The organism is Streptomyces sp. BA2, assembly GCF_009769735.1.
Taxonomy (GTDB): Bacteria; Actinomycetota; Actinomycetes; order Streptomycetales; family Streptomycetaceae; genus Streptomyces.
The window spans coordinates 2,949,287-2,975,362 of sequence record NZ_WSRO01000002.1; the positions used below are offsets into that span (position 1 = coordinate 2,949,287).

Annotated in this window: 33 protein-coding genes and 1 riboswitch; of the genes, 4 read left to right on the plus strand and 29 right to left on the minus strand. The window is 67.7% G+C overall.

Annotation, left to right across the window (positions count from 1 at the left end; genetic code table 11):
- The first annotated feature begins 19 nt into the window (after window positions 1-19).
- Window positions 20-1,429 carry a type I glutamate--ammonia ligase gene (glnA, locus tag E5671_RS15995; protein WP_160504651.1) on the plus strand — a complete coding sequence of 470 codons (1,410 nt, stop codon included), beginning with the start codon at window positions 20-22 and terminating at the stop codon, window positions 1,427-1,429.
- Between the two features lie 214 nt (window positions 1,430-1,643).
- The gene (locus tag E5671_RS16000) at window positions 1,644-2,558 is read left to right on the plus strand and encodes a restriction endonuclease (protein WP_160504652.1); all 915 of its coding nucleotides are present in this window, start codon (window positions 1,644-1,646) and stop codon (window positions 2,556-2,558) included.
- Window positions 2,559-2,936: 378 nt separating this feature from the next.
- Here E5671_RS16000 and E5671_RS16005 read toward each other — a convergent pair whose 3' ends face one another.
- From E5671_RS16005 to E5671_RS47025, 20 genes are all read right to left on the minus strand, one after another.
- The gene (locus tag E5671_RS16005) at window positions 2,937-4,187 is read right to left on the minus strand and encodes a tyrosine-type recombinase/integrase (RefSeq protein WP_160504653.1); all 1,251 of its coding nucleotides are present in this window, start codon (window positions 4,185-4,187) and stop codon (window positions 2,937-2,939) included.
- 81 nt (window positions 4,188-4,268) lie between these two features.
- On the minus strand, window positions 4,269-4,535 hold the full coding sequence (locus E5671_RS16010) for a helix-turn-helix transcriptional regulator (RefSeq protein ID WP_160504654.1): 267 nt from the start codon (window positions 4,533-4,535) through the stop codon (window positions 4,269-4,271).
- A 244-nt stretch (window positions 4,536-4,779) separates the two neighbouring features.
- A complete protein-coding gene (locus tag E5671_RS16015) occupies window positions 4,780-6,174 on the minus strand; it encodes a DNA primase family protein (RefSeq protein ID WP_237330173.1) in 1,395 nt (464 codons plus the stop codon).
- A 40-nt stretch (window positions 6,175-6,214) separates the two neighbouring features.
- Window positions 6,215-7,129 (minus strand): DNA primase, encoded by a 915-nt coding sequence (locus E5671_RS16020; protein ID WP_160504655.1) that lies wholly within the window; start codon window positions 7,127-7,129, stop codon window positions 6,215-6,217.
- A gap of 88 nt (window positions 7,130-7,217) precedes the next feature.
- Window positions 7,218-7,715 carry a single-stranded DNA-binding protein gene (locus tag E5671_RS16025; protein WP_160504656.1) on the minus strand — a complete coding sequence of 166 codons (498 nt, stop codon included), beginning with the start codon at window positions 7,713-7,715 and terminating at the stop codon, window positions 7,218-7,220.
- Between the two features lie 3 nt (window positions 7,716-7,718).
- Window positions 7,719-8,132, minus strand: coding sequence for a hypothetical protein (locus tag E5671_RS16030; protein ID WP_160504657.1), 414 nt, complete (start codon window positions 8,130-8,132; stop codon window positions 7,719-7,721).
- Between the two features lie 14 nt (window positions 8,133-8,146).
- Window positions 8,147-8,347, minus strand: coding sequence for a hypothetical protein (locus E5671_RS16035; protein WP_160504658.1), 201 nt, complete (start codon window positions 8,345-8,347; stop codon window positions 8,147-8,149).
- Window positions 8,344-8,691 carry a MazG-like family protein gene (locus tag E5671_RS16040; protein WP_160504659.1) on the minus strand — a complete coding sequence of 116 codons (348 nt, stop codon included), beginning with the start codon at window positions 8,689-8,691 and terminating at the stop codon, window positions 8,344-8,346. The genes E5671_RS16035 and E5671_RS16040 overlap by 4 nt, the downstream gene beginning before the upstream one ends.
- Window positions 8,688-8,978 carry a hypothetical protein gene (locus E5671_RS16045; RefSeq protein WP_160504660.1) on the minus strand — a complete coding sequence of 97 codons (291 nt, stop codon included), beginning with the start codon at window positions 8,976-8,978 and terminating at the stop codon, window positions 8,688-8,690. Before E5671_RS16045 ends, E5671_RS16040 begins: the two co-directional genes overlap by 4 nt.
- Window positions 8,975-9,178 carry a hypothetical protein gene (locus E5671_RS16050; RefSeq protein WP_160504661.1) on the minus strand — a complete coding sequence of 68 codons (204 nt, stop codon included), beginning with the start codon at window positions 9,176-9,178 and terminating at the stop codon, window positions 8,975-8,977. Before E5671_RS16050 ends, E5671_RS16045 begins: the two co-directional genes overlap by 4 nt.
- 14 nt (window positions 9,179-9,192) lie before the next feature.
- Window positions 9,193-9,381 carry a hypothetical protein gene (locus tag E5671_RS16055; protein ID WP_160504662.1) on the minus strand — a complete coding sequence of 63 codons (189 nt, stop codon included), beginning with the start codon at window positions 9,379-9,381 and terminating at the stop codon, window positions 9,193-9,195.
- Between the two features lie 161 nt (window positions 9,382-9,542).
- The gene (locus E5671_RS16060) at window positions 9,543-9,794 is read right to left on the minus strand and encodes a hypothetical protein (protein WP_160504663.1); all 252 of its coding nucleotides are present in this window, start codon (window positions 9,792-9,794) and stop codon (window positions 9,543-9,545) included.
- 141 nt (window positions 9,795-9,935) lie between these two features.
- A complete protein-coding gene (locus E5671_RS16065; RefSeq protein ID WP_160504664.1) occupies window positions 9,936-12,206 on the minus strand; it encodes a cell division protein FtsK in 2,271 nt (756 codons plus the stop codon).
- A gap of 149 nt (window positions 12,207-12,355) precedes the next feature.
- Complete coding sequence (locus E5671_RS16070) at window positions 12,356-12,697, minus strand: hypothetical protein (protein WP_160504665.1); 342 nt, start codon at window positions 12,695-12,697, stop codon at window positions 12,356-12,358.
- Window positions 12,694-13,698, minus strand: coding sequence for a DUF2637 domain-containing protein (locus E5671_RS16075; protein WP_160504666.1), 1,005 nt, complete (start codon window positions 13,696-13,698; stop codon window positions 12,694-12,696). Before E5671_RS16075 ends, E5671_RS16070 begins: the two co-directional genes overlap by 4 nt.
- Window positions 13,695-14,294 carry a hypothetical protein gene (locus tag E5671_RS16080; protein WP_160504667.1) on the minus strand — a complete coding sequence of 200 codons (600 nt, stop codon included), beginning with the start codon at window positions 14,292-14,294 and terminating at the stop codon, window positions 13,695-13,697. Before E5671_RS16080 ends, E5671_RS16075 begins: the two co-directional genes overlap by 4 nt.
- A complete protein-coding gene (locus E5671_RS16085) occupies window positions 14,291-14,584 on the minus strand; it encodes a hypothetical protein (RefSeq protein WP_160504668.1) in 294 nt (97 codons plus the stop codon). The genes E5671_RS16080 and E5671_RS16085 overlap by 4 nt, the downstream gene beginning before the upstream one ends.
- A gap of 88 nt (window positions 14,585-14,672) precedes the next feature.
- A complete protein-coding gene (locus tag E5671_RS16090; RefSeq protein WP_160504669.1) occupies window positions 14,673-15,119 on the minus strand; it encodes a DUF3307 domain-containing protein in 447 nt (148 codons plus the stop codon).
- A 41-nt stretch (window positions 15,120-15,160) separates the two neighbouring features.
- Window positions 15,161-15,391 carry a hypothetical protein gene (locus E5671_RS16095; RefSeq protein WP_160504670.1) on the minus strand — a complete coding sequence of 77 codons (231 nt, stop codon included), beginning with the start codon at window positions 15,389-15,391 and terminating at the stop codon, window positions 15,161-15,163.
- A gap of 83 nt (window positions 15,392-15,474) precedes the next feature.
- Window positions 15,475-15,597 (minus strand): hypothetical protein, encoded by a 123-nt coding sequence (locus E5671_RS47025; RefSeq protein WP_272902829.1) that lies wholly within the window; start codon window positions 15,595-15,597, stop codon window positions 15,475-15,477.
- 439 nt (window positions 15,598-16,036) lie between these two features.
- Between E5671_RS47025 and E5671_RS16100 the strand changes: the two genes are divergently transcribed.
- Complete coding sequence (locus tag E5671_RS16100) at window positions 16,037-16,429, plus strand: GntR family transcriptional regulator (RefSeq protein ID WP_160504671.1); 393 nt, start codon at window positions 16,037-16,039, stop codon at window positions 16,427-16,429.
- Between the two features lie 216 nt (window positions 16,430-16,645).
- Here E5671_RS16100 and E5671_RS16105 read toward each other — a convergent pair whose 3' ends face one another.
- Together E5671_RS16105 and E5671_RS16110 are read right to left on the minus strand one after the other, a co-directional pair.
- A complete protein-coding gene (locus E5671_RS16105; RefSeq protein WP_336605763.1) occupies window positions 16,646-17,209 on the minus strand; it encodes a flavoprotein in 564 nt (187 codons plus the stop codon).
- Window positions 17,206-18,441: a helix-turn-helix domain-containing protein gene (locus tag E5671_RS16110; RefSeq protein WP_160504673.1), complete on the minus strand. Its 1,236-nt coding sequence runs from the start codon at window positions 18,439-18,441 to the stop codon at window positions 17,206-17,208. Before E5671_RS16110 ends, E5671_RS16105 begins: the two co-directional genes overlap by 4 nt.
- 511 nt (window positions 18,442-18,952) lie before the next feature.
- Between E5671_RS16110 and E5671_RS16115 the strand changes: the two genes are divergently transcribed.
- Complete coding sequence (locus E5671_RS16115) at window positions 18,953-19,771, plus strand: DUF4231 domain-containing protein (protein ID WP_160504674.1); 819 nt, start codon at window positions 18,953-18,955, stop codon at window positions 19,769-19,771.
- A gap of 189 nt (window positions 19,772-19,960) precedes the next feature.
- On the opposite strand, the gene E5671_RS16120 is transcribed toward E5671_RS16115, so the two are convergent.
- The 7 genes from E5671_RS16120 to E5671_RS16150 form a co-directional block, all read right to left on the minus strand.
- Window positions 19,961-20,107 carry a hypothetical protein gene (locus E5671_RS16120; protein ID WP_160504675.1) on the minus strand — a complete coding sequence of 49 codons (147 nt, stop codon included), beginning with the start codon at window positions 20,105-20,107 and terminating at the stop codon, window positions 19,961-19,963.
- 89 nt (window positions 20,108-20,196) lie between these two features.
- A complete protein-coding gene (locus E5671_RS16125; RefSeq protein WP_160504676.1) occupies window positions 20,197-21,123 on the minus strand; it encodes a hypothetical protein in 927 nt (308 codons plus the stop codon).
- Between the two features lie 411 nt (window positions 21,124-21,534).
- The gene (locus E5671_RS16130) at window positions 21,535-22,329 is read right to left on the minus strand and encodes an ABC transporter ATP-binding protein (RefSeq protein WP_160504677.1); all 795 of its coding nucleotides are present in this window, start codon (window positions 22,327-22,329) and stop codon (window positions 21,535-21,537) included.
- Window positions 22,326-23,357, minus strand: coding sequence for an iron chelate uptake ABC transporter family permease subunit (locus tag E5671_RS16135; protein ID WP_160504678.1), 1,032 nt, complete (start codon window positions 23,355-23,357; stop codon window positions 22,326-22,328). Before E5671_RS16135 ends, E5671_RS16130 begins: the two co-directional genes overlap by 4 nt.
- Window positions 23,354-24,373 (minus strand): ABC transporter substrate-binding protein, encoded by a 1,020-nt coding sequence (locus tag E5671_RS16140; protein ID WP_160504679.1) that lies wholly within the window; start codon window positions 24,371-24,373, stop codon window positions 23,354-23,356. Before E5671_RS16140 ends, E5671_RS16135 begins: the two co-directional genes overlap by 4 nt.
- Before the next feature lie 99 nt (window positions 24,374-24,472).
- Window positions 24,473-24,658: riboswitch (cobalamin riboswitch) on the minus strand.
- Window positions 24,659-24,690: 32 nt separating this feature from the next.
- Complete coding sequence (locus E5671_RS16145) at window positions 24,691-25,143, minus strand: VOC family protein (protein ID WP_160504680.1); 453 nt, start codon at window positions 25,141-25,143, stop codon at window positions 24,691-24,693.
- Between the two features lie 5 nt (window positions 25,144-25,148).
- Window positions 25,149-26,015: a helix-turn-helix transcriptional regulator gene (locus E5671_RS16150; RefSeq protein WP_160504681.1), complete on the minus strand. Its 867-nt coding sequence runs from the start codon at window positions 26,013-26,015 to the stop codon at window positions 25,149-25,151.
- Window positions 26,016-26,076: the final 61 nt, after the last annotated feature.

The window sequence follows — 26,076 nt, forward strand, 5'->3', positions numbered from 1 at the left end:
CGGGAGTAGGAGGAGTTGGATGTTCCAGAACGCCGACGACGCAAAGAAGTTCATCGCGGACGAGGACGTGAAGTTCGTAGATGTCCGGTTCTGCGACCTGCCCGGAGTGATGCAGCACTTCACGATCCCGGCAGCGGCGTTCGACCCGAACGAGGAGCTCGCCTTCGACGGTTCGTCGATCCGCGGCTTCCAGGCCATCCACGAGTCCGACATGGCGCTGCGCGCGGACCTGTCGACCGCCCGGGTCGACCCCTTCCGCCGCGACAAGACCGTCAACATCAACTTCTTCATCCACGACCCGATCACGGGCGAGCAGTACAGCCGTGACCCGCGGAACATCGCCAAGAAGGCCGAGGCCTACCTCGCGTCCACCGGCATCGCGGACACCGCGTACTTCGGTCCCGAGGCGGAGTTCTACGTCTTCGACAACGTCCGCTTCCAGACGTCGGCGAACGAGAGCTTCTACCACATCGACTCCGAGGCCGGCGCCTGGAACACCGGTGCGGTCGAGAACAACCGTGGCTACAAGGTCCGCTACAAGGGCGGCTACTTCCCCGCCCCGCCGGTCGACCACTTCGCGGACCTCCGCGCGGAGATCTCCCTGGAGCTGGACAAGAACGGCCTCCAGGTCGAGCGCCAGCACCACGAGGTCGGCACGGCCGGCCAGGCGGAGATCAACTACAAGTTCAACACGCTGCTCGCCGCGGCCGACGACCTGATGCTCTTCAAGTACATCGTGAAGAACGTCGCCTGGCGCAACGGGAAGACCGCGACCTTCATGCCGAAGCCGATCTTCGGTGACAACGGCTCGGGCATGCACGTCCACCAGTCGCTGTGGGCCAACGGCGACCCGCTCTTCTACGACGAGCAGGGCTACGCGGGCCTCTCGGACACCGCCCGCTACTACATCGGCGGCATCCTCAAGCACGCCCCGTCGCTGCTCGCCTTCACGAACCCGACGGTGAACTCCTACCACCGCCTGGTCCCGGGCTTCGAGGCTCCGGTCAACATGGTGTACTCGCAGCGCAACCGCTCGGCGGCGATGCGTATCCCGATCACCGGCTCGAACCCGAAGGCCAAGCGCGTCGAGTTCCGCGCGCCGGACCCGTCCTCGAACCCGTACCTGGCGTTCTCGGCGCTCCTGATGGCCGGCCTGGACGGCGTCAAGAACAAGATCGAGCCGCCGGAGCCGATCGACAAGGACCTCTACGAGCTGGCCCCCGAGGAGCACGCGGGCGTCGCCCAGGTCCCGACCTCCCTCCCGGCGGTCCTCGACGCCCTCGAGGCGGACAACGAGTACCTCCAGGCGGGCGGCGTCTTCACGTCCGACCTGATCGAGACGTGGATCGACTACAAGCGCACGAACGAAATCGCCCCGATCCAGCTGCGGCCGCACCCGCACGAGTTCGAGCTGTACTTCGACATTTAAGAACGCCGCAGGTCAGAGCGGGTTTCCGCTCGCCTGGGCCGTCTCTGGGCCGTCGGCCGTGTTTTCCCCCTCGGGGAACACGGTCGACGGCCTTTTCAATTTGGCTCGGCAGCTTTCGACGGCAATTGGGATCTCGGTTCCCGCCCGCGCGCATCTAGGGTAGAGTTTTAGGTAGTGAATCAGACCTAAACAGACCTGGGAGTCGACGAGCCTCGTGGCAGCGAACGATGAGTGGGACATCAAGGTTGGCGACGTCATCAAGCGCGTCGACCTTCACCAGCGGTACGGGGGGCGCCGACAAGGCGGCATCGGACCCTCACGGGTGTCGAGCAATGTGTTCGCGTTCACTGACCCGGCCAAGGGCCACCGTCACGGCTACTTCGACGGATGGGGTGAGGACGGCTGCTTCCACTACGCCGGTGAGGGCCAGATCGGCGATCAGAAGATGACACAGGGCAACCTGTCGATCCTTCGACACCAGGAAGATGGCCGCGCTCTCAGACTGTTCCGCGGCGTGTCCTCAGGCATGTGCGAGTACGTCGGAGAGTTCACCCTCCCCGAGGAGCACCCCTACTACCTGACCGAGGCTCCAGAGACCAACGGAGGCCCGGTTCGCAGCGTCATCATGTTCCGGCTGCGGCCCGTGACCGCCGTGCCCGACATGCGGTCACAGCTCCCGCATACGCCGGCCTCCGAGACAACGGTCTCGGAGCTGGATGTCGAGGCTCAGTACACGGAGCGCATGCTCGTTGAACCCTCTCGGGAGCCGTACGAGGCAGAACGAGCCGAAGCCAAGCTGTTGCTGGCGTTCGCTGAGTACCTGCGCTTGAAGGGCCACGCTGTACATCGGCAACGGATCGCACCGTCCGGCGTCGCGAAGTTTCTCCTTACTGACCTCTACGACGTCACCCAGAACCGGCTCTACGAGGCCAAGGGGTCCGTGGCACGGACCTCGATTCGCATGGCCATCGGCCAGCTCCTCGACTACGCCCGATTCCTTCCTCAGCCTGAGCTCGCGCTGCTCGTTCCTTCACGGCCCGAGGACGACCTACTCGATCTGTGCAGGCAGCTACAGATCGTTGCAGTCTGGCCGGAAGGAGACGACTACGCGTTCACTGACGCGGCCTGACCGCGGGCATCACCCGATGCCTCCAAACATGGAGCAGGCCACCCGCGCGCCTGGAAACGAAGCGGGTGGCCCCTACTCACAGCCCCTCGAAGAGACAGGAGCAAATCAAGTATGTCCGAAACCCCGGAGGGGCGAGAACCTCTGCTCGCGCGAGCGGTGATATACGCCTGTGCACTTACAGCAGGCGTGGTCCTCGTGCTGTTCGGCAAAGCCACGCCCTACGAGGCCACCGCGTACGTTTCCCCTTTCCTGATGTTCCTCCCGCGGGGCAATGCAGTTTTGCCTCTTGAGAGGCGCAAGGCTGCATCGACGAGTCGCAGGGCGGCTCGGAAGTAGCTGAGCTCATCCCTAGGGGGCCGCCCGACGTCGGGCGGCCCCCTAGGCTGCTTCCTGTCTGGAGCCTGCTGACACCTTGAAGGCGTTATCGATGGCTTGTCGGGCACGGTCCTGACTGTTGGGCATCAGATGCGTGTATGTCCGGAGGGTGAAGCCCGGGTCCGCGTGACCGAGGTACTCAGCGAGGGCCTTAATGTTCTCTCCCGCGTCCAGGAGAACAGACGCGTAGTAGTGCCGCAGCGCATGCATGCCGTGCTCGCGGGACTGCTTGAACCGCTCCCCCGGCAGACGCTCAGGGATGACGCCAGCAGAGACCAGCGCCGGCTTCCACAGGTACATGTTGAAGTAGTTGCGGTTCAGCGCCTTGTGCTCTCGCGAGTAGAACATCAGCGTTGCCGTAACGGGCGGTCCGTCCGGTGCCTTCCACGGCAACGTGACCTCGATGGGCGGACGCTCGGTGATGTGCGCAGCAAGTGCGTAAGAAACAGCATCAGGCAGCGGCACGTCTCGGAGCTTGCCGCCCTTGGGCGGAGCGAACACGAGGTGTGAGCCGATCATCTTGACCTGCCGCACGATGTGGACGGTGCCCCCGAGGAAATCGACTTCGTCGACCGCGAGCCCAAAGATCTCACCCTGCCGCAGGCCACATCCGGCGCCGGCGTCCACGAGTGTGGCGTACTGAGCGGGGAGGCCGGCCCGGACCGTGAGAACACGCTCATGAGTCCACGGCTTGAGCTTCCGGGCGTCCAGCTTGGGCGCTTTCACGGAGCCAGCCCGGCAGGGATTCCGGGCGATGATGCCGTCATCAACAGCCGCGGTGAATACGGCGGAGACGTTGGCGAAGATGACGCGTTGGTACGACGACGCGATCCCGGAGTCCTTCAGAGCTCGGGCCAGCGTGCGAATGTGCCCCGGTTGGAAAGCGCTGAGGGAGCGCGAGCCGATGTGCGGAAAGGCATGCAGGCGAAACCGCAGCTCCATCGCCACGATGGTGGCCGGGTCCGTCGTCTGCGACGCGAGCCATTGTGTGGCGTACTGCTGGAACGTCACCTTCCCCGCCGATGGGTCAACGTACTGACCTCGGTTCATGTCGGCCGCGATCTCGTTCAGCCACGCTTCGGCAAGACGCTTTTGCTTGTCAGGAAACGAGCGGCTGCGCTCCGTTCCGTCAGGTGCCACGTAGCGGGCGCGGTAGCGCATCCCGCTGCCGAAACGATCAGTCTTGACCCGTCGATTCCTGCCGTTGTCGTCCGCTTCGGTCTTGTACCAGCGGTCTTGGATGTGGCCTGCCATGCGGCGGTGGTCCCTTCTGACGCACGCAGGGAGAGCCACGGCGTGGCCCTCCCTGCGGAGTTGAGTGGTTGCGCGCGAACGTCAGGCAGCGCCGGCGTCGGCGTGCTGGCGTTCCGTGACGTAGGCGCGTACGTCGGCGGGGTCGTAACGCACGTGTTTGCCGATGCGGAAGCCGGGCGGGCCGGTGCGCTTCTTGCGCCACTGGTAGACGGTTTCGAGGGGGACGCCGAACATGGCGGCGATGTCGGTGGGGGTCAGATACCGGTCGGGCAGACCACCGCGGAGCGTGGCTCGCGGGTCCGTCTGAGGGGCGGCTTCCGAGCCCTTGAGCATGTGTTGGCGAGACATTCCGTGGCTCCTCGGGGAAGCGTCGGGATTGGCGGGGAGGTTAGAGCTACATTCCTGTGGGTCGCGGACCATCGCGGACCACCCTGTTTGACCTGCGGTTTTGTGGGGAGTGTTGTGCGGACCATCGCGGACCACCCGTGGTGGTGGGCGGTCCGCAATGGTCCGCGATCGGGGTGTGGTGAACGTGCAGGTCAGCGGGGGTGGTCCGCGATGGTCCGCGACCCAGCGGATTGTGGGCGCAACTTCAGTCGGCGGCGTCGGGTGCGGGCCGCACGGTGATGCCGGTGTAGGTCCGTACGCGGCCTTCTCCGTCGCGGGGGCGGGTGAGGGTGAGTTGGGGGATCGCGGACTGGAGGTTGCGGCCGAAGACCTGTTTGGTGCCGGGGCGGACGCCGTTGTCTTCGGCCCACTCACGCCAGATGGCCCACAGGTTGTCGACGGGGATCGTGCAGGCCGGTCCGGTGGCGCAGCGTTCGCGGATGAACGCTGAGGTGGGGGACGCGGTGTCCTGCATGGTGGTGACGGCCTCGCGGCTGGCGGCCGGTTCGGCGATCCGGCCGGTGCGCTGGAGGCGGGCGAGCCCGTCCAGGGCCCAGTTGAGGATGCCGGGCATCTCGGCAACGAGCCGGTCGAGAAGAGTGGTGTCTTCCCTGCCGAGCCAGGAGACCGTGAAGTTGAGGACGATGAACCGACGGGCGATGACACCGGAGGAGTCGCCGAAGTGCGGCAGTTCGTTGGACAGCATCATCAGCCGGGTGGGCAGCTTGCCGGTCCACTGCTCGCGGTACTTGCGGTCGATGTCGATGGTGTCCTCGCCGGAGATGGTCAGCAGCCGTTCAACGACCTGACTGCTGTCGTTGCCGGACAGGCGGGCATCGGAGATGACCGCGAGCGGCTTACCGATGAGCGTGGCCAGTCCGAAGTTGGTGCCGAGTCCGGCGAGGGTGGGGCCGGCGAGGTTGTTCTTGCCGACCAGCTCCTTCATGACGCGGGCGATGGTGCCCTTTCCGGAGCGGGACGGACCAACCATGAGCAGGATCTTCTGCTGGTCCGTGCGGCCGGACAGGACATAGCCGAACCACTCCTGGAGCGCGATGACGGCGTCGGGAGCGTCGGGCCAGACCTGCGCCAGGAAGCATTCCCATTCCGGCGCGGTGGCGTCCGGATCGTAGGAGAAGGGGACGGAGACGTGGTTGAAGAACCCGGGGGTGTGCGGCAGGAGTTCGCGGTCGCGGATACGGAGCAGTCCGTTCACGCAGGCCACGATCGGCCCCCATCCGCTGGTGTCGGCGCCGCCGCTGTCGAGCCAGGCGGGGGCGTCCACGTCGGAGGGAAGCAGCGCGATCGAGCCGAGCGCGTCCAACAGGTTGCTGATCTTCTGTTTCGTCGGGGCCCAGTCCCGCTCCTCCGCCTGGCCATCCCTTCCCGGTACTGGGAAGACGGCGTGTTCCAGCCGCTCGTACATGCCTTTGCGGATCTGGGCTTCGTCGATCTCGCGCCAGTGGGTGCCGTTCCAGCGCATCCAAGAGCCGCGCCAGCGGCGGCACACCAGGGCTCCGTCCGCGTCTTGCCAGGCGGGCAGGATGCGGCGGGCGACGGCCATGGGGTTGGAGGGCGCGGGCAGTTCCTCGGTGTTCATGCAAGGCCCCTCCCTTCCGTGGGGGTGCTGGGCAGGTGGTTCATGCGGCCGTGTGGGCAGTGAGGTTCATGCCGTTGGTGACGGCGCGGCGTGCGTAGGTTTCGGGCACGCCGACCGCGACGGCGGCGGCCACGATGTCCTCGGCGAGGGCGTCCACGCCACAGGGGCCGGGACATTGGCGGTGCTGCTTGGCGAGGAAGCGGGCGACCTGAAAGGCCTGTGATCCGGCGCCGGACTCGGGATGCGCAGCCACCAGGGCGAGGCCTCGTTCCAGGCCGGTGCGCACGTAGCGCTCGGTGTGGCGGCATCCCGTGGCCACAGACCGATCCCAGGCTGCTCGGGCATGGGGAGAAGAGGCCACCGCCCCGGGGGGCGGGGTGGCCTCTTGTCGTACGGCCAGTGCGCGCACCGCGTCGGGCAGAGGTGCCATGCGGCCGGTGCCGGGGCCGAGCCAGCGGGCGTAGGCCATGCGGGACTTGATGTCCACGCCGGGCCGTACGCCGTGTGCGGAGGGCATGGTGCCCACGTAGATCCAGTGCTGGCCGCGGGTCGTGGGCACGGTGCGGGTGGGCGGCAGGTGCGCGTGGGCCCAGGCGATGGCGTCGGCGTGGTCGATGTCGACGACGGTGAGGCGGACGCCGGCGGGATGGTAGGCGACGGCGGTGGCCTGCTTCCAAGCGGTGGCCCAGGCTTTCGAGGTGAGCGTGTGGGGGTCGGTGGTCGCCGCAGCCCATGCGTGGCAGGGGCGCGGGCAGGTGCAGGGACCGGCCTGCTTCATGTTCGGTCGGCCGCCGCACGCGTTCTTGGTGCAGGACGGGCAGTTCCCCAAGGGGGCTTTGCCCACACGCAGCGGCAGCACGGGCACGCCCCTGGACGCGAGCGCCAGCGCGGTGGCCAGGGGGGTGGTCGGCTGTGTCCTGAGCTGGTCTCGTCGGGGCGGGGTGGAATGGGTCATGCTGGGAGTTCTCCTGCTCTCTTGGAGGGACGGGAGTACCGGGGCGGGGTGCAGGCTTTGGCGAGACGGCACCCCGCCCCGGGCGTATCTAGAAGGGCGGCTCGTCGCTGTACTTCGAGTCGGTCGCCGGAGGGGTCGCGGCGTGGGTGCCCCATCCGCCGTTGGCCGGGGCGCTCGTGTTCCAGGCGTCGGCGCCCGGGGACGACGCGGGGGCGCCGCTCCGGATGCGGGTGACCTTGGCGGTGGCGAAGCGCAGCGAGGGACCGACCTCGTCGACTTCCAGGCCGAGCATGGAGCGGTTCTCGTTCTCGGGGGTCTGCCAGTCGTGCTGACGCAGGCGGCCGGTCACGATCACGCGCGTGCCCTTGGTGAGGCTGTCCCCGACGTGCTCGGCCAGGTCGCGCCAGGCGGTGCAACGCAGGAACATCGCGGTTCCGTCGCGCCACTGGTTGGTGGTCTTGTCGTAGGTGCGCGGGGTCGAGGCGACGGTGAACTTCGCCATCGCCGCGCCGCTGGGGGTGAAGCGGATCTCGGGGTCATCGGTGAGGTTGCCGACGACGGTCAGTGGGGTCTCTCCTGCGGACATGGGTTACTCGCCTTCCGGGTCGTCGATGCCGGTGTCGGTGTGGGTGATCGGACCGCTGTAGCCCAGCGGGCTTGTCGCGGTGTGGGCGCGTTCCAGGGCGGCGGCGAGGGCGTGCGCGTGGTCTTGCGCGTCCTGTAGTGCGGCGCTCGCTGTGACGATGTGGTTCTGGGGGGTGCCGTAGTCGGCGCTGACGTGTCCGCGCCCGTTGAGGACGGACAGGGCACGGTCGAACTGCTCGAAGGCCTGCGGGAGGCGCTGGGAGAGCGCCTTGAGCGCGCCGATGGCGCGGTAGGCCTCCGGCGGGTAGGCCAGGCCGCTGGGGTTCTCGCGGGTGGGGAAGGTCAGGTGGTTGAACTCCCGGATGGCCTCAGCGGCATCACGCGGGAGGTCGACCGGGTCGACGTGCTGGCGGGGCATGGGAGTTGGCCTCCTCAGGTGGTGGCGGGGATGGTGTCGGTGCGGACGACGGCGAAGGCGTCATGGATGGCGTCGTAGTGGATGTGGACGGGTGCGGGGGCTTCCGCGCGGGCTTCGGTAGCGCGGTGTGCGGCGCGCAGGGAGGAGCGGGGGTTTCCGGCGGGGAAGGCGTCCAGGCGCACCGGGTGGTGGCCGGTGCACTCCCGGCAGGTCACGGCGCGCCTCCGTCCGATCGGCCCTGCACTGCGGCGGGGTCCGGGCGGCGGGCGGCGGCGTGCAGCTTGGCTTCCAGGACGGCGGGCGGTGCGGTGGTGAAGGAGTGCAGGGCGACGGTGGCGGCGATGATGACGTCGCACAGTTCGTCGGCCACGTCGCGGTAGGTGTGGGTGGTGCCCTTGCGGGGGTTCTGGCCCATCGCGCCGATGTACGCGGCGGACGCTTCGCCAGCCTCCTCAACGACCTTCAGCAGGCGCGTGGTGATCTCGTGCGCGTCCGTGCCGTTGGCGACGTCCAGGTGTTCCACGATGCGGGCGGTGACGGGCCACAGGGCTGCGCTCATGAGGCTTCCTCCTGGGGAAGGTTCGGGATGTTGTGGGCGGTGGGTGGCGGTGGGCGGCGGTGCCGGTCAAGGTCGACGACGGCGGCCAGGGACTCTTTCGTCTCGACGTCTTCGGGGGCGGGCTGCGGGTCGCCGGGTGGCTTCGGACCACCCGCGCGGCCGGCCGCCAGGGCGGCGGCGAGCGCGGCATCCCGGCGGCGGGCGAGGGCGTGGCCGGTGAGGGTCACCGCGCCGAAGAACGCGCCCGGGGCCATGAGTGCTGCGATCGCGATGAGTTCGGCGTTCATTCCGCCTGCTCTCCTTGTGCGGCGCGGACGAGGTCGGGCAGGGAGCTGCCGAGCGTGGCGAGGCGGCGTTCGACGGCCCGCCAGGAGTCGGGGTCGATGCTCATCAACGCGTGGGCGACGGTGGGCAGGTCACCGCGGGCGACGGCCGCGAGGGCGTCGCGGATCTCGCCCGCGGCCATCAGGGAGATGGAATCGGTCACGGCGTGGCCTCCGATTACAGGTCGGGGATGGCGCCGATGACGGCGCGGGTCAGGTCGGTGATGGGTCCCGAAGCGCCGGTGGAGGCGAGGAAGAACCCGAACATCACGGCGATGAACGCGGCGCCATATCCAAGAGACTTGGAGCGCAGCAGGAAGAACAGGACCAGGCCGAACAGGGCGACCATGGAGACGGTCACGGCCACGGGAAACTCCTTTGACGTCGGGCCGGGAGGCCGGTTGGATGCGGGCATGCGCCCGGGTGCTGGCAAGCTCGGGGCGCGGCCGACGGTGCGCCCGCCTAGCTCTTGCACGGAGCGGGGTACGTCTCATGACGGGCACCGTCGGCCACTTCACGTATTCGGGGTCAGCGGGTGCCTTCGCGGTGCGTGCGGGCGCAGAGGTTGTAGAGATGGCGGCCCACCCGTATGCGCTTGCCGTAGCCCTTGCAGCGGCGGCAGCGCTTGCCGCGCTTGATGCGGCCCTGGCGGTCGGTCTTGGTCGCGAAGCCCACGCCGGAGCACCTGCGGCAGTTGCCGAACGGCGACACCGCACACACCGACGCGTAACCGAGTGTGACGATGAGCAGGCAGGCGATAGCGAGCGTGATCGAGGGCATCAGAGGCCTCCACAGGCGGGTTTCAGGGGTTTGCGCAGGTGGGCCGCTATCGTCTAGCGGCCTGATCACACCCCATATGGGGCGCTAGCGAGACCTCTACCGGTAGAGGGTCGGGCCCCTACCGGTAGAGGCCCCTGACGGTCAGCCCGCGTCCCGGTTTCGGTCACGCTCCGCAATCGCGGTGATGATGTGGGCGCGCTCGAACCCGGTCCGGTTGATCTGCTTGCCGTTGACCCGTCGGGCGACCTGTCCGGTAGCGACGCCGTACGGCTTGAGCGCCGTGGTGAGCTGGCGGGCCTTGTCTGAGTCCTTCAGCGCCGCCCAGACGCCGTACTTCTCCGGCCGCAGTTCGGCGAGCCGGTCGACGGTGGCGTCGTTCCACGGCTTGTCCTCATCGGCCGGGACCACGGCGAGGATGTCTTCCAGCAGCGGCTCCGCCACCTCGCGGCGCTCCGGCGCCTGGCCCGCGGCGATGCCGCGCAGCGTGCCCGCGTCGATGCGTGCCTGGCGGGCGCGGGCACAGATGGCTTCCGCCTCGGTGTTGTCGAGGTAGTAGCCCCGCACGATCTGCGGGTCATCGGCGGCGCCCACCAGGTAACCGATGCCCTTGTCGGACTTGGTGAACGAGGTGGCGCGGATGCCGTTCTTGTACAGCGAGGTGCCCAGGACCATGTCATTCTCCATCTGGCCCATGACCCGCAGGCAGAAGCGGGTGCCCACGTTCGCGCTGATGGCGGTGGGCAGCGAGTCCTTGTCGGGACGCTGCGTGGCGAGCAGCAGGATCACCCCAAGGGCCCGGCCGCGCTTGATGATGCCGGTGCACAGGGACCCGGCTTCCTTGCCGTACTTCTCGTGGGAGAACAGTTCCTGGCACTCGTCGATGGCGAGCACCAGGGGGTGCAGGCCCAGGGAGCGGTTGGCGGCCAGGGACGGGGTGACCTTGTTCTCCGGGCACTTGTCCTTGGGCAGGGAGCTGATGACCTTGGCCCGCCGCTCCAAGTCCTTGTAGACGTAGCGGATCGAGTCCAGCGCCGCCGCGGCGGTCTCGTCGTCCGCGCCGGAGCCGTAGTCGGCCGAGACCGTCTTGAGCGGGTCCAGGTCGCCGGTGCCCTTCAGCTCCCAGGTCAGCAGCTCCGTGCCGGGGTCGAGGGCCGCGGCGAGCAGCAGGGTGCGCAGGGCGAAGGTCTTGCCCATGCCGGGCATGGCGCCGATCAGCACGTTGTCGTACATCAGCGTCAGGTCGACGCGCCGCCCGCGCTGGTCCGTGCCGAACGGCAGCGCCTTGAACAGCGACGCCGCACCGGACCTAGCCAGCGGCCAGGCGGGCTTGGGCACCTTGTTCAGCGCCCGGTCGCCCACCCACAGCATCATCCGGCCGGCGTGCTCGTCGGCGACCGGCTCGGGCCATACACACCCCAGCGGGCGGCGCAGGCCGGAGGCGAGCTTCTCGCGGCGGTCCAGGATGTCCGGCACCGTCACGCCGTACGGCAGGTCGACGTCCGCGCGCCATCCGGGGCCGTCGCGGGTGATCGGGGCGGGGAACTTGATGCCCTCGCCGCCCTTGGCGAGCGCCTTGTTGATCTCGGAGATGCCAAGCGCCCCCAGGGCCCGTTCGACGATCCCGGAGGTGAGCTTCTCGACTTCGGTGGTCACGACCGCGCGGGAGATGACCGGCTTGTCGGAGGGGGCACCGAGGAAGCCGAGCCCGGCTGTCAGCGCGGCCACCGAAAGGACGGTGAGCCAGGCGGGGGCGAGCACGTACAGGACGAGGGCGAGGATCGGGCCCAGGATGAGCCCGGCCGTCATCAGGGTCATGCGGAGCTTGACCCGCCGGTCGCGCTGACGCGAGAGGGTCATGTACTCCATGACGTTCTCGCGGCTGGCCGCCGCCCGCCGCAGCGGGTCGCCCTCAGCATCGGAGACCCAGCGCAGTGCGCTGCCGATGAACTTCGCGGCTCCGGCGGGGGCTTGGCAGGCCAGGCGCAGGCTGTACCAGGGCAGACGCACCGCGTGGTAGGCGGCCGAGTGACCCACGTAGCCGCCCAGCCATCCGGCGGCGGTGACGAACTCCGGCTTGGAGCGCGCCCACGCCGGGATAACGTCCTGACGCTTCGCGGCCCGGATCTTATCCATCAGGCCGGGACCGGCAGGGGCCGGGCTGTCGACCATCACGACCGACTCGCCCCCCGACTCATCGTCGCCGGGGTCGCGTGTGGAGTCGCCCGACTTAGGCGTTGCCGAGTCGGGCGACCGGTCGGCATCCGAGTCGGGTGCCGGGTCGGTCGATCCGGTGCGCGCGGCGCGGGCCGACTTCAGGTCGACCACCTTGCCGACCGGGTCGGCGTCGGGGCCATCGGCCATCTCGGCTTCGAGTCGGTTGAACAGTTCGTTCTCGTCGTCGGGGTGCTTCACTTGGGCTTCCTTCCAGGGATGGAGGGTGGCGGGGCCCGGTCGCTGCTTTGGTCGGTTGAGACCGGGCCCCGTCGATGCATCGTGGCCTCGTGAAAAGGCCGTAACTGTCACTCCTCAGTGACAGCCCGGCCCCATCACGCAGGCCGTCTTCAGTGCTCCAGGTCGAACAAGCCGCACTGATCCGCAAGGGGGTCGGGGAGTTGCCGCTTGGCCGCGCGGGCGGCGGCGGTGTGACAGTCCGGGCACCAGGCCCGCAGTTCGGCGGGCGGGAGGCTGGCCGCCGTCACGGTGGAGGCGAGCGGGTCGGCAGGGGCCGCGATGAGGCGGACCCGTCGGCCGTGCTTGCTGGTGTAGCCGTCGTGCTCGTGCGGACAGCGCCCGCCGCCCTTGGCGTGGGGGTTGCCGCAGGCTCCGGTGCACTGGCAGCGGTGGCCGCTGGCCTGCATCACGGTGGCGAAGACCGCGGCGCCGACGATGGGCTGTGACTTCATGCCGCCGCCCCCTCATCACCCGCGCCCGATGTGGTCTCGGGGGTGTCGACGGCGTGCAGTGGCTTCTTGGCGCGCTCGGCGGTCAGCACGTCCCGGATGTGCCTCGCGGGCTTGGCACCGCAGTGCAGCGCCTTGCGCAGCGCTTCACCGTTGTCGACTTCCGCATCTGACCAGGTGGCGGTCAACTCGCGGGCTTCAGCGAGCAGTTCATCCAGGCCCCGCCGTGTCGTCTTGCCCGTACGGCGGCGCGGGTTGGCCGGCGGCTTCCGTCGCGGCTTGGGGGCGGGCTTGTTGTCCTGGTGCGGGTCCGGCTGCTCGTCCTGCACGTCCCACTCCCCGGCGGGAGCGCGCTCTCCGAGCTTGAGCAGTACGCGGGCGCGGCGTGGTGTCTTCGAGCGCCAGCGCCGGCCGTGCTCCTCGCGCAGGTCCGCGCGGGCCAACAGTCGCTCCCGCTCTCGGGTGAGTGCGTCGGCGTAGGAGGTGATCTCCCACAGCGTCATGCGCCGCCACAGTGCGAACGTGGTCAACGGGGCGAGCAGCCACCGACTGAAGCGGATCTTGTCCATCCGGCGTCCGGTCACCGCGCCGATGCGCACGGCGTAGATGTGCGCGCCGATCTCGGAGAACACCACCCAAAGCAGCGGCATCGTGCCATGCGCGAGCTTGGCCCACAGGCTGTCGCCCGCGGCGACGTTTAGCCCGCACGTGATCAGGGTGAGGGCCCAAGGCACGAACCGCACCCAGGCGAGGGCCATGTCCATCCGGATCAGCAGCAGGTTAGCGACGGTGAACACCGGGATCGCCACGTCGATACCGACCGGCAGCATCCACGGCGTGGCGAAACCCCAACGCAGCGCGGCGGCAGACACAGCGTCGAACGAGGCGATGAACCCCAGCGAGCCGACCCCTGCCGCAGCCGCGGCACCGATCCCGGCAAGCCCCAACTCCGGGCGCGTCAGCGGCGGCACCACCGCACGCTCCGCATTCTCGATGGCCGTCATGCCGCCCCCTGCTGGAACTGCGGGTTGGGCAGGCCGGTCAGGTCGGCGATCTCGTCGCCGGTCAGCACCGTGTTCTCGTCCATGGCGTGCGCCACGGTGCGGATCTCGCCCCACAGGTGACCGACCTTGCGGCGGGCCATGCCCTGCACCATGGCCCACGACTTGCCGCCGGCCGGGACGTGGCCACGGCCGATCCGGAAGCCGTGCTGCGCGAGGATGTCGATGGCCTGCTCACGGTCATGCAGGGCCGCGCAGGCCAGCGCTCGTTCCGGCGTCCACAACCCGTTCGTCATCAGGTAGTTGACCTGCGCGATAGTCCCGGCGGCAGCCTGTGCAGCGAAGCGCCAGGCGTGCACGTTGTGCGTCTCGAACGCGGTGCCGCCGGTCAGGCACCAGCCGCCTTCCTCCGGCGTCCAGGCGATGACCTCGCTGGTCACCACCCGCATGCCATAGGCCAGGCTGAGCACGGCGTGCCCTGCCTCGTGGAAGGCCATGCCCAAGCGGGCCTGCTCATAGGCGAGCGACATGGGCTGGAGCGGCTTGGGGCGGCCGGTGTGGTCCGCGAGCAGTTCGGGCGCGGGAGCGGTGGTGTTCACGCCGCCACCGCCCCGCGGGCCCGCTCGCGGCGGGCGGTCAGCCGGGTCATCGGGACGATGTTGAACAGCTCCGGCGCGTGCGCCTCGATCGCCTGAGCGGCGATACGGATCGCGTCGTCAGGCATGGTCGGGTTGTCGGCGAGGATGTCGCGGGCCGCGTCCAGCCGGGCCGCGCGGTCCGTCGCGCTCTCGCCGTCCTCCCCGAGCCACAGCTCGAGCGGGGTCCCCAGGGCGAGTTCGACGAAATCGGTGTCACTGACGGCCTCATGGCCGCCGATGAAGCTACGCATGATGACTCCTGAAGTGGAGGGACGGGAGGAAGCCGGGGCGGGCGCAGGCTTTGGCGAGACGGCGCACGCCCCGGGCAGGGCGGGAAGGTCAGAGGGCGGCGATGATGAGCGCGGCGACCAATAGCCACAGGCGGTGGAAGGACTGGTCAAGGGCGTAGGCGCCGGTCCCGATGTGCGGGTTGTCGTCGCGGCCTTGGCGCGGGGCACCGAGTCGGTAGAACTCGGCCTTGCCGGTCACCCTGGCCAGCCATGCGAGGGTGCTGCGGCGGTCGGCCCACCAGTGGGTGACGGCGTCGATGCCCAGGCCCAGGAGCAGGCCCAACACGCTCACGGAGAGGTTCATCAGCCACAGGACCGGCAGCAGCAGCACGAGCTTGGTGGCGGTCAGGGTGGCGACGTGGCGGGCGCCGGCGAGGCGGCCGACCCAGCCGGGACGGCCCTTGTGGGCGGACTGGCAGGAGGTTTGCACCCAGTGGTCGCCCACGCTGTGAGCGACGTACAGGGCGACGAACACAGCAGCGAAGACAGCAGCCATCGGGGAACTCCTCGAAGGGAAGAAGGGGGGCGGTGCGGGCGTCAGTTCTGGGCGTCGCGGTGCTGCACCAGCTGAATGGCCATGCGGGGGAAGTCGGCCACGGCGTCGAAATCGGCGAACGTTACGCCGTAGGTCTCGATCGCTTGGAGCATCCCGTGCAGGACCGCCGCTGCATCCGCCGTCTGGAAGGGGGTCGGCCGGTAGTCCGGGGCGAACTGCGCCGCGGCGGCACCGATACGGCGGCCGATCTCATCAACCTGGTTCTGATCCACTGTGAGCGTCCTCTCGAAACGGGCTCGGGGCTTTCCCGGCTCTCCGCGGCCCCGGCACCGAGTCCGGGACCACAGACAGCCGGTCAGCGCCAGAAGGGGACCGTTTTGGCGTGCTGCTCGCACCACTCACAGGGCAGTTGCGCGCCTCCGCGGTGCAGTTGGGCGTGCTGCTCACACTCCGGGCAGTGGTAGATGTCCTTCGACATAGCGGGCTCCTTGGTGGACTCGGGACTCTCCCGGCTCCCCTCAGCCCCACTCGTACGAGACGAGCAAGGGAGGCAACCGGCGCGGCCAGCAGGCCGCGAGGAAGTTGAAGTGCGCTGTTCCACGCACGGAGACAGGACCCGTGCGCATCCGCCCTCTTGCTTGGCGAGGTGGGGCGGACTGACCTCCGCAACCCATCGACCACCCGTGTGCAGGTGGCTGGGTCGGCACGCTGTTGAGTTCTCAAGGCGGTTCCGCTCCCAGCCCGTCGGCGTGCGACTGCGTCGCCTTCCCGGTTCTTCCGGCTGGTGCGGGTACTGCTGTTCACTCCCTTCGAGCCGAAGCTCTCTGGGCTGACTTCAGATTGACCTAGGTCAATCTGGCTCAAGAAGGTTCGCCGAAGAATCAGAGATTGACCTAGGTCCGGCTACCCTCGGAGCCATGGATCTGAGCCCCGAAGCGCCCAAGCAAACGGCCAAGGAGATCGCTGCTGAGTACCGCGCGAAGATCACGGACCCAGACAACGAGGACTACTCGCCGGGGAAGCAGCTGCCAGCCGCCCGCCCACTCGCCAAGAAACTTGGCGTGCAGCTCATGACTGTGCAGAGCGCGTACAACCAACTCCGTAATGAGGGCTTGGTACTCACCCAGCAGGGGCGCGGGACGTTCGTACGCGACCCATCGGCGCCTCTCGGCACCGAGCCGGGTAGTAGTCCCGCCTTTACCGCCCTGGCGGGAGAGCTCAGCTCGATCCATGACGCTCTCCGACTTCTCGGCGAGCGTCTGGACCGGCTTGAGGAGATCGTGAGTAGCGAGAGGCCACCTTCGCAGTGACCGCATCGGCGCGCCTCAGCAGCCCTTCGGCCGTGGCGCGCGCCTCGCGCAAACTCGCTTTGATCAGCGCGAGTTCGGCGGAAGTGAGGCCCGCTAGCTCGTTCTTTCGCTCATTGATCCCTGGCATGCAAATGAGCATGAGACCGCGAACGACAGAGGACCCGGACAGAGTGTCCGGGTCCTCTTTCCTTGCAGGTCAGGGGTGTTGACGATCCGTCATCGGGATACTTCATCCACAGCATCCAGCACCGCAGTCCATGGAAGCGCCCGCCCTGGCGGCGCGTCACGGGGCTCGTACAGCGGCCATACGTCCGGGCCGTAGACCAGCCTGACCCCGGCCTCCCGCAGTGCGTCGATGTGGCGCTGCCACGCAGGGTGGCGAGCATGTGCCGCGTTTACGCGCGGGAAGACGACGACTGGCAAGCCGATGGTCCCGATAGCCTCGCACACCTGCGTCAAGGCTTGATTGTCCATGAGGCCGCTTGCGAGCTTCGCGACCATGTTGGCCGACGCTGGAGCCACGACGTAGCAGTCAACTGCCGGGTGAGGTCGTGCGTCGCCGGGGAGGCGCGGCTCATCACGGACGGGCAGGCCGGTCAGCTTCTCCAGCCGTTCGACCTCGCCACTCATCCGGAGCCAGATTCCCGCAGTCGGCGTCAGCGTCACGGCCGTCTGCCACCCACGTTCCATCGCGGGCTCTACCAGGCCGGTGCGGAGTGACTCCACACCGCCGGCCGCTGAACCAACGACTCCCAGTACCCCGCGCTTGCTCGAACTCACTGCACCGCCCTGCACCGTTGGGCCATCACGAACACCTCGGATGAGCGCGAGCCGCCACTCACGGGTGACTGCTTGATCAGGTCCCGCAGCGTCTCGCGCACCCTGGGATTGTTCCGCACGAGCTGCGGAGCCGTGCGTTCGGCGGTACGCAGCGCGGCAAATGCCTCATCGCCATGTCCGGCGAGCGAGAGGGCGCGGCCGTAGTCGATGCGGTGCGAGACGCTGCGCTCCTGCGGCATGTGGTCCACGTCGATCCGGCCGTTCTCCACCACGTACGACACGTTGTCCAGGTCCAGCTCAATAGACAGCCGGTGGAGGACGACGTTCGTGGGACCGAAGCCGGTCTGCCAGTAGTTCTCGTCTGAACCGAGATCGTCGGCAAGTTCCTCGGCACGGTTCAACAGTCGGGTCGCGGTCGGGCGGTCCTGATGCCGAGCCGCTGCGACAGCGGCCCGGAGATGGATCATGCCGAGCAAGCTCAGCGCGGATGGGTCGCTCTCCGCTACGTGGGAGGCCAGCCACGTCGCCGTGGTGTCACCCAGCTCCATCGCAGCTTCATATCGGCCGTTGGCGAGCAGTGCGTGTGTGCCGGACCGCGCGGCCGAAGCGAGCACCAGGGGATCGTCGGACTCGTCTGCAGCGCGCATCGCGCGCTCTGCGGCCAGCCATGAGACGTCGGACTCGCCAACCTTGGCGAGCGTCGTAGCCGCCAGGTGATGCGTGCGAGCAGAGACTGCCCAGCAGTCGCGCCGGTCCTCGCCGCGGCGTGACGCGCGATCCTCCAGCTCCTGCGCGGTCTGAAGAAGCGCGGGAAGGGCTGCGATCACGCTGCCGAGCCGCCCGCCCTGGTAGTCGTTCCAGGCGTGCTCCACACGCACGGCCACGGGCGCGGGGGTGGGGAGTTGAACGTCTACCTCTGGTCCGAAGAGTAGGCGCGACAGCCGCCGGGGACTCATGAGCGCGTCTCGCACGGCCGGTACGTCGTCCTGGTGTTTCTCGTCCTCCACCAGAAGACTCTGACCGAGCAAGTCACCAAGCGGCACGCGCAGGATGCGCGCCAGTTCCGCGAGCATGTCGATTCGCGGCGGCTTCCTGCGGCCAGTCTCCGCCTTCGCGAGCCAGTCAGTACTGCGGCCGACCAGTCCGGCCAGCACCTCCTGCGTGTAGCCGCGACGCTTCCGATAGAACGCGATGCGTTCGCCGATGCTGAGGTGATCTCCAAGACCACGCATGGGGTGATGCCTCCTGCTGGTGGTAGGGGCGGACTTCACCGTACCGACGTGCGGGCTCCGCGGGCATATGGCCTACGAGGTCCGGCCGCCACTTGTAAGAGTGGGGCAGGGACAACAGGTCATGCCGGACAGACTGTCCGGGTAGCGCTCTTCCCTATGGCGGCTTCGTTTGCTCAGAGGCTGCAAGAGTCGCCCCTCATCGCGGAGAGAATCAGCCATTGCCTTAGTGATCAATTCGATAGCTCTGCCCCAGAGCACTCCGAGTTAATCGAGGTTAGATAACCACCAGCACCCAAATCGAACACCAAGGCTATTGCACATGTTGGCTGATTCCAGCATCACCCGCCGGAGCGGAGCCTCGACATACACCGGCCGGATCAAATGTCAACAGAGATCACATCTGGCCATACTTTGCGAGAGCGCCCCGAATTCCCTGAAATGGAGATCCAGGCTCGGAAACTGACTTGTACGCTTCACTGAGTCGATCGCCGACCACTAGGGGGAGTGGGGTATGGCACGTCCCGTTCATTCCGTAAGCGGCCCCACGGAACAACTCCTTGCTCATAAGACCGCAATCCTTAAGCTGCAAGTTGAGATCCGAACAAGGAAGATTCAACTTCGAACCCTCTACGGCACCGGATTAATCACCGCGCTCGCACTTATCGCCATCTTCGTGGCAACAATAGCCACATGGCGAACCGTGGATATAGGAAAAGTCAACGGAATCGCAATCCCCCTGACACTTATTTGCGGGGGCATATTCTGGAGCCTTGCCTATACAGAGTCTGAGCGCGCCGACCCAAAATCCGTACGGCAGCTTGAACTAGAACTTGAGATCGCAGAGGAAAGGAGGCTGCTCCAAGCAGCGCAGCTCGACTTCCCCGTTGAGCAACGGCAGTTCACCTACAAGGACTCCCTACCCAGAGAGCTCGACCAGCTGCGCGAGGAGGGTCAGCACTACCGCCGGATTCACAACACCTTTCAGTCCATCATCATAATTGGCTCGCTCGGTACAACTACGGCTGCCAGCTTGGCCGATACGCCCTCATACCTTAAGTGGGTAACGGTCGGCCTCAGTTTCGCCGTAGGCGTTTCTGCCGGGTTCACCGGCTACTTCAAGTACCGCGAGCGCAGCTTCTACCTTCAGCAGACCGCAGATGCAATCGAACAGCACGCCACCGCTTTTGAGTTAGGCATTCCGCCCTACGTAGGCGAAGAGAATGAAAACCTTTCCAAGCTAACCAAGGAAGTTGAAGCACTCCGCATCGAACAGCGAAAGCGGGAGCAGCAACTCGACCAACCTCATGAAGGTCGCGAAGGAACGGTTTAACGATTTGCAGAAAGATCGCTACGATCGGGGCACGATCTGATGCAGCTGAGCACAAAGCGCTGGCTTCTCTCCCCTACCACGCAATGGCGCGCGCACAGGTTCGCTACCAACCAGAGGGCGGGAATGTCCGTCGAAACGGCTTGGATACTGGTGCGGTTGAGGCGAAACCCGGCGGAGGCCGAATACGCCCTAACGGAAGGTCGGGCCCGTGCGAGCGATGCTCCAGGCGTTCATTTCGATGACTGGACCACGCTGCCGGATGACGAGAAGACCCGACGCCTCTCTTGGATCAAGCAGCATGGCCAGTCTCCGTTCCAGTTGCTCGGGATCAGCCATCAGTTCATCGTGCGCGCAGGTCTCCAAGTTACAGATTGGGGCTTGCCCCCAAAAGGTCAAGACGCTACGTGAAATTCCGGTACCCCCTATCACCCGCGCTGAATTGGGATTTCTGCGATTCGCCCCCAGACCTCAAGTAGGCGGTTTATGGAAGGCCGCACGCCACCGCTTGGCCACCCGAAATGGCCATAAAAACGATCCAGCATCCCGACCATTGCAATGGGCGTACCGGCAAGATTTACCGCCACCTGCTGGGCACTGGCCTCGATAGTGCCAAAGAGATCGCCATGAGTGCGGTCGAGGAGCACGCCTTGACGGGTGAAATACTGGATCACGCCTTGCTCTCGGCCGTGGCCAACAGCAGACAGGGTTTGGTAGGAAACTACTCCCAGTCCGTTCCCTTGGCCGACCAATGCCTCCACTAGGTCAGTTGAGCTGAATGCTCTCGGCACTCCGGGCCCAGCAAGGAAGGGAGGGCGCTTTTTGTCCTTAACTCGGGGAAACAATCCGTGGCGCCGAGCCGAGTCAGTAATTGTCTTCATGCGAAGGTCTAGACTGGCAGTGGCTTCTTGAAATTCGACAGACTGCTTTCCTTGTGAGATTATTGCTGCCAGCTTTTCCTGCTCCCACAACCCCGCCAGACGCTCACTTTGCTGCCGCCGAATACGTTCCAGTGGCGAGATTTCAGGTTCCATAAGGTAGTAGCAGCGAGCCGCAACTTCGATCGCGCTGCGCGCCAATGATGAGAGCCCGTAAATACATACGGGCTCGTGAGTACGCAGCAAGGTGGCGAGGCCAGCGAAATGATCCATAGCCACAGTCGCTAGGTGCAATCCAGCAATGTTCGCGTTGCGCGATGGCGCCGGAGCCCAGTCATCAGCGAAGGGCTCGTTGGCACCTTCTAGAGCCGCCGGCGACCCCGGGAGGAAGCCTGAATGAGTATCGCGATCTCGCACGAACGGCTCGCGCACTGCGTCAAGCGAGGCGGCCAGGTCGCCCCATGGGTCGGATGACATGGGAGCACCGTACGGGTAACGCGCCAACGAAACATACTGATTTGACGCTGCTTGTCGACTTCACCCACTTCTAGCGGATAGGGCAACACCGTGTACCGCGAACATGGCTGGCGCTCTGTCGAATGATCCATCGCTCGACTCATCGACCGCGGTCCCTCATCGGTCCCCCGGTCGGTACGCCCTTGGGCCGTATCTGGGCCGTCGGACGGCACCCCACGGCGACCCACAACGACCGTTGACGACCGCTCCCCCGCTGGTCAGGGCAGCAATCGATTCTCTCCTTCGAGATGGCAGATCCGGCGCATCAGTTCTTCGACATCTAGGCCACCAGGCCTGACACAGCGGCGAGGGCCGCTGCTTCCCGTGGGAAGCAGCGGCCCTCGCCGTTTCGTCGTCCCTTCGATGTCCGGCTCATCGGCGCAGGAACCGGATCGACGGGTGGCGGCGTGCGTTCTGGGTGTCTTCCGTCGTCGTCACCACCGCCCGCACCCCGTACACCTTCGCGATCAGTTCCTCCGTGATCACCTCGGTCGGTGTGCCCGATGCGTGGGCCGCTCCCTCTCGTAGGACCAGGATCTGGTCGCAGAACATGGCCGCCAGGTTCAGGTCGTGCAGGGCTATCACGCTGGTCAGGGGGAGGTCCGCCACCAGGGACAGGAGGTCCAGTTGGTGGTGGATGTCCAGGTGGTTGGTCGGTTCGTCCAGGAGGAGCTCTTGAGGGGTTTGGGCCAACGCCCTTGCTATCTGGACCCGTTGGCGTTCGCCCCCCGAAAGGGTGTGCCAGGACTGGGTGGCTCGGTCCGTCAGGCCTGTGCGGGTCAGGGCCTCCCTTACCGCCTCCTCGTCCTCGGGCGAAGGCGGCGACCAAGGCCTGCGGTGCGGGATGCGGCCCAGGCGTACGACCTCCTCGACCGACAGCTCGACCTGCGTCGTGGCCTCCTGGTCCACCATCGCCAGCCTTCGCGCCACCGTGCGGCGGCCCACATCCCGCAGCGGGTCGCCATCCAGGGTGACCACCCCGGATGTCGGAGCCAGGACGCCCGCCAGGATGCGCAGGAGAGTTGACTTGCCCGAGCCGTTCGGGCCCAGCAGGCCGACCGTGGCTCCTGGGGGTGGCGCCAGGGTCACCCCGTCGATGATGAGGTGGCCCGCGGTTGTTCTGGTGACCCGGTCCGCCCGTAGGCCGGATTCGGTGTGCGGGGTCATGTCGTCTTCCTCGTGCGGTAGAGGACCAGGACGAACGCCGGGACGCCGATCAGGGACGTCACCACCCCCACGGGCACCTCCTGGGGGTCCAGGACCGTGCGGGCCAGCGTGTCCACCCACACCAGGAACACCGCGCCCGCGAGCGCCGTGACCGGGAGCAGACGTGCGTGCCCGGCGCCGACAAACGCACGGGCCGCGTGCGGCAGGACCAGGCCCACGAAGCCGATGGCGCCCGCGCTGCTGACCAGGGCTGCCGTGAGGAGGGCCGTGATGGAGAGCAGCAGCAGGCGGGTGCGGGCCACGTGTACGCCCAGCGTCGCCGCCGCGTCCTGGCCGAACACGAACGCGTCCAGCGTGCGGGCCTGCGTCAGGCAGATCGCGAGGGCCACGAAGAGCACCGCCGCGCACAGCCAGACGTCCGTCCAGCCCACCCCGCTCAACGAGCCGAGCAGCCAGAACAGGACACTCCGCGTCGTCTCCGCGTCGCCCGACGTCAGGATCACGAACGAGGTGAGGGCGGAGAACAGTTGCATCGCCGCCACGCCTGACAGCACCACCCTGTCGGCGCTTCCGCCCAGGGTGTGGCTCAGGAAGAGGACCAGTGCGAAGGAGGTGACGGCCCCTACGAAGGCTCCCGCCGAGACCGACACCACTCCCCCGCCGACCCCCAGGACGACGATCGCGACCGCGCCCGTGGACGCCCCCGAAGAGACGCCGAGCACGAAGGGGTCGGCGAGCGGGTTGCGCAGGAGGGACTGGAGGACCGTTCCGCAGACCGCGAGGCCGGCGCCGCAGACGGCCGCGAGGAGCGTGCGCGGCATGCGCAGGTTCCAGACGATGCCGTCCCTGATCGGCGTCAGCGTCGCCTCTCCCCAGCCGAGGTGGGACGCCACCGCGGACCACACGTCCGGTACGGAGATGTCCGCTGGCCCGATGGTGACGGCCACCGCCACGGAGAGGGCGAGGGCGGCCAGGCCCGTCGTCCAGAGCAGGGCGGAACGTATGCCGCCCGGGGCGGCCTTCCTCACTTGGCGAGCCCGAACTCGCGCAACGCGTCGGCGACTTGTTCCACGCCGTCCACCGTGCGGATCGTCGGGTTCATGGCCTGGCCGCTCAGCAGCACGTACCGCTTCTTCTTCACGGCGGTCAGGTTCTTGGTGACCGGGTTGGACTCCAGGAACTCGATCTTCTTCTTCGCGCTCTCGGCCGTCTGTGACTTGCGCGTGAGGTCGCCGATGACCAGCACGTCCGGGTCGCGGTCCGCCACCGTCTCCCAGTTGATCTGGGGCCACTCCTCACGGGTGTCGTCGAAGACGTTCTTCACGCCCAGTTCGCGCGTGATGATGCCCGGTGCTCCGCAGCAGCCCGCGATGTAGGGCGCGTCGGAGTTGGCGAACCAGTAGAGGAGCGTCGTGCCGGACGCGTCGGCCTTCTTGATCGTCTTCGTGGCCTTCGCCACCCGGCCCTTGAGGTCGGCGATCAGCCGCTCGCCGCGCTTCTCGACCCCGAACGCCTTGGCCAGGTCCCGCACTTCGCCGTACACCGTGTCCATCGTCAGCGTCTTGTCGCGGCGGCCGTCGCCGTCGCCGCTGTTGTCCTTGCCCGCGCAGTCGGAGGGCGAGACATAGGCGGGTACGCCGAGTTCGGCGAACTTGGAGCGGTCGGCGACGCCGCCCTTGCTGACCGTCGCCAGGAAGGAGGCGGTGACGAAGTCCGGCTCCTGGGCGAGGACCTTCTCGAAGGAGGGGTAGCTGTCGGCGAGCCGGTCGACCTTGGCGTTGTCCTTCTCCAGACCCTTGAGCACCGGATCCGTCCAGGTGCCGGTGCCTGCCATGCGGTCCGCGAGGCCGAGGGAGAGCAGGATCTCCGTGGAGCCCTGATCGAGGGAGACCGCCCGCTGCGGCGGCGCCTTGATCTCCGCCTTCTTGCCGCAGGAGGTGAGGGTCAGTGGGTATCCCGCTGCCTTCCCGCCCCCGCTGGAGGTGGCCGACGAGCCGCCTCCGCACGAGGTCAGCGTGACGGCGAGGGCCGTGCTGAGGAGCATGGGGACACGTACACGACGGGCTGTGGAGGACACACGATCCCTTGAGTCTCACGGCTCATACGCGGAGCCTGGCCTGCTTCGTCACCTCCGCCGCCCGGTGCGGGGGCGAAGGTGCCAGCAGGTCTTCGGACTCGGGGATCGGCCGGGCGGGGCGCCTTCCCAGGCGTCCGTGGACGCCCAGTGGCCGTGGCCCCGCCCGTTCCCCCTCACCGCTGCGCGTCAGTTCCGGATTCGCACCGGATTCCCTGGCCCTGGTGTGGGTTGACTGGCGTGCGCAAGCTATCACGCGGGGTCAGGACGCCTGCCCTCACGCGAGGTCAGGCCGGCTGCTCGGGCCTTGGAGCTCCGCGGTAGGTACCGAAGGACCACTTGTTGCCCTCGGGGTCGGCGATCCCGAACTCCCGGCTGCCGTACGGCTGGTCCTCGATCTCCCGGATGATCTCGACCCCCGCGGCGGTGAGCCGCTCGTAGAGGTCGTCCACGTGGTCGGTGACGACGTACGCGCCGAAGGTGCCCGGCTTCAGGCACCACTCCTGGGACTTCTCGTCGTACGAGCCGAGCATGATGGCCCCGCCTTCGGGCCAGTCGAGCTCGGCGTGGGCCACGCGGTCGCCGTCCTCGTAGACGGCGGTGCGCAGGAAGCCGACCGTGCCGACCAGGAAGTCGATCAGGGCGGGGGCGTCGTGCGCCTGGAGGGTCGGCCAGACGTCGGGGGCGCGTCCGGCTGAGGCGGAGGTGGACTGGGGCTGCTGCTTCTCGGTGGTGTTCATGGCTCCTACTCTTCGCCCCCGCCATGGCTCCCGGCTTGGATATTCCGGCACTCTTCGGCCAGCCAGCCGCTGGGGCTCACCCCGGTGTACTGCTGGAAGTCCCGTACCAGGTGGGAGTGGTCGTAGTAGCCGCAGTCGGCGGCGACGCGGGCCAGGTCGGGGGCGCCGCCCGTCGCGACCGGGCGTACGAGGGCGTTCCGTGCGCGCTGGAAGCGCATCAGGCGTCCTGCCTGCTTGGGGCTCAGGCCCGTCTCGGCGCGGAAGAGCGTGGTGAGGCGGCGTTCGCTGAGGGCGACGTGCCGGGAGAGGCCGCGCAGGGTGCCGACGCCCCGGTGCCGGGCGAGCCAGGCCCAGGCCTCGGCGACCTCTGGCCGTACGGATCCGCCGGAGGCGTCGTCGGCCGCGCGCTGCCTCAAGTAGGCGGACACGGAGGCGAACCGCTCCGCCCAGCAGCCCTGCTCGCACAGCATCTCCCGTACGTCGGCGGCGCGGCGCCCCATCACCTCCGCGCCGGGCGTCACCAGCTCACCGGCCAGTTCCGCGGCCGGTACGCCGAACAGGGCGCGGGCGGCGAGCGGGTGCACGGCGAGCTGGATGCCCGCCTCGTGCTCGGGCCGGACGACGTACGCCGGGGACTGGTGCAGGCCGCCGAGGACGATGTCCGTGCGGGTGGCGTCGCGGCCGCCCGCCTGCTCGGGGGTGAGGCCGCTGACGACGGGGCCGTCGAGCGAGAAGATCAGCGTCAGGTACGGGGACGGCAGGCCGCGGTGCAGGCCGGGCCGCTCACCCTCCGTGCGGTAGCCGACCGCGGACACCACCATGCCGTCGAGCCGCGGGGCGGCCCGCACGAACTCCCGGGAGACGGTCTCCATGCCTTCCAGTATGCGATGGGCGGGGCTCCGAGGCGTGGTGGGCGTCCGTCTCTGCTACCCG

Bases quoted from the DNA above. Each gene is read 5' to 3' on its own strand.
- E5671_RS16100 (WP_160504671.1), top strand. From the start codon at position 16,037: ATGGATCTGAGCCCCGAAGCGCCCAAGCAAACGGCCAAGGAGATCGCT.
- E5671_RS16005 (WP_160504653.1), bottom strand. From the start codon at position 4,187: ATGGCAGGCCACATCCAAGACCGCTGGTACAAGACCGAAGCGGACGAC.
- E5671_RS16025 (WP_160504656.1), bottom strand. From the start codon at position 7,715: ATGTCCGCAGGAGAGACCCCACTGACCGTCGTCGGCAACCTCACCGAT.
- E5671_RS16140 (WP_160504679.1), bottom strand. From the start codon at position 24,373: ATGCTCCTCAGCACGGCCCTCGCCGTCACGCTGACCTCGTGCGGAGGC.
- E5671_RS16125 (WP_160504676.1), bottom strand. From the start codon at position 21,123: ATGTCATCCGACCCATGGGGCGACCTGGCCGCCTCGCTTGACGCAGTG.
- E5671_RS16150 (WP_160504681.1), bottom strand. From the start codon at position 26,015: ATGGAGACCGTCTCCCGGGAGTTCGTGCGGGCCGCCCCGCGGCTCGAC.
- E5671_RS16070 (WP_160504665.1), bottom strand. From the start codon at position 12,697: ATGAAGTCACAGCCCATCGTCGGCGCCGCGGTCTTCGCCACCGTGATG.
- E5671_RS16045 (WP_160504660.1), bottom strand. From the start codon at position 8,978: ATGAACGCCGAACTCATCGCGATCGCAGCACTCATGGCCCCGGGCGCG.
- E5671_RS16085 (WP_160504668.1), bottom strand. From the start codon at position 14,584: ATGCGTAGCTTCATCGGCGGCCATGAGGCCGTCAGTGACACCGATTTC.
- E5671_RS16145 (WP_160504680.1), bottom strand. From the start codon at position 25,143: ATGAACACCACCGAGAAGCAGCAGCCCCAGTCCACCTCCGCCTCAGCC.
- E5671_RS16115 (WP_160504674.1), top strand. From the start codon at position 18,953: ATGGCACGTCCCGTTCATTCCGTAAGCGGCCCCACGGAACAACTCCTT.
- E5671_RS16075 (WP_160504666.1), bottom strand. From the start codon at position 13,698: ATGACGGCCATCGAGAATGCGGAGCGTGCGGTGGTGCCGCCGCTGACG.
- glnA (WP_160504651.1), top strand. From the start codon at position 20: ATGTTCCAGAACGCCGACGACGCAAAGAAGTTCATCGCGGACGAGGAC.
- E5671_RS16130 (WP_160504677.1), bottom strand. From the start codon at position 22,329: ATGACCCCGCACACCGAATCCGGCCTACGGGCGGACCGGGTCACCAGA.
- E5671_RS16030 (WP_160504657.1), bottom strand. From the start codon at position 8,132: ATGCCCCGCCAGCACGTCGACCCGGTCGACCTCCCGCGTGATGCCGCT.
- E5671_RS16110 (WP_160504673.1), bottom strand. From the start codon at position 18,441: ATGCGTGGTCTTGGAGATCACCTCAGCATCGGCGAACGCATCGCGTTC.
- E5671_RS16015 (WP_237330173.1), bottom strand. From the start codon at position 6,174: ATGAACACCGAGGAACTGCCCGCGCCCTCCAACCCCATGGCCGTCGCC.
- E5671_RS16090 (WP_160504669.1), bottom strand. From the start codon at position 15,119: ATGGCTGCTGTCTTCGCTGCTGTGTTCGTCGCCCTGTACGTCGCTCAC.
- E5671_RS16020 (WP_160504655.1), bottom strand. From the start codon at position 7,129: ATGACCCATTCCACCCCGCCCCGACGAGACCAGCTCAGGACACAGCCG.
- E5671_RS16040 (WP_160504659.1), bottom strand. From the start codon at position 8,691: ATGAGCGCAGCCCTGTGGCCCGTCACCGCCCGCATCGTGGAACACCTG.
- E5671_RS16060 (WP_160504663.1), bottom strand. From the start codon at position 9,794: ATGCCCTCGATCACGCTCGCTATCGCCTGCCTGCTCATCGTCACACTC.
- E5671_RS47025 (WP_272902829.1), bottom strand. From the start codon at position 15,597: ATGTCGAAGGACATCTACCACTGCCCGGAGTGTGAGCAGCACGCCCAA.
- E5671_RS16010 (WP_160504654.1), bottom strand. From the start codon at position 4,535: ATGTCTCGCCAACACATGCTCAAGGGCTCGGAAGCCGCCCCTCAGACG.
- E5671_RS16120 (WP_160504675.1), bottom strand. From the start codon at position 20,107: ATGGCTGATCCCGAGCAACTGGAACGGAGACTGGCCATGCTGCTTGAT.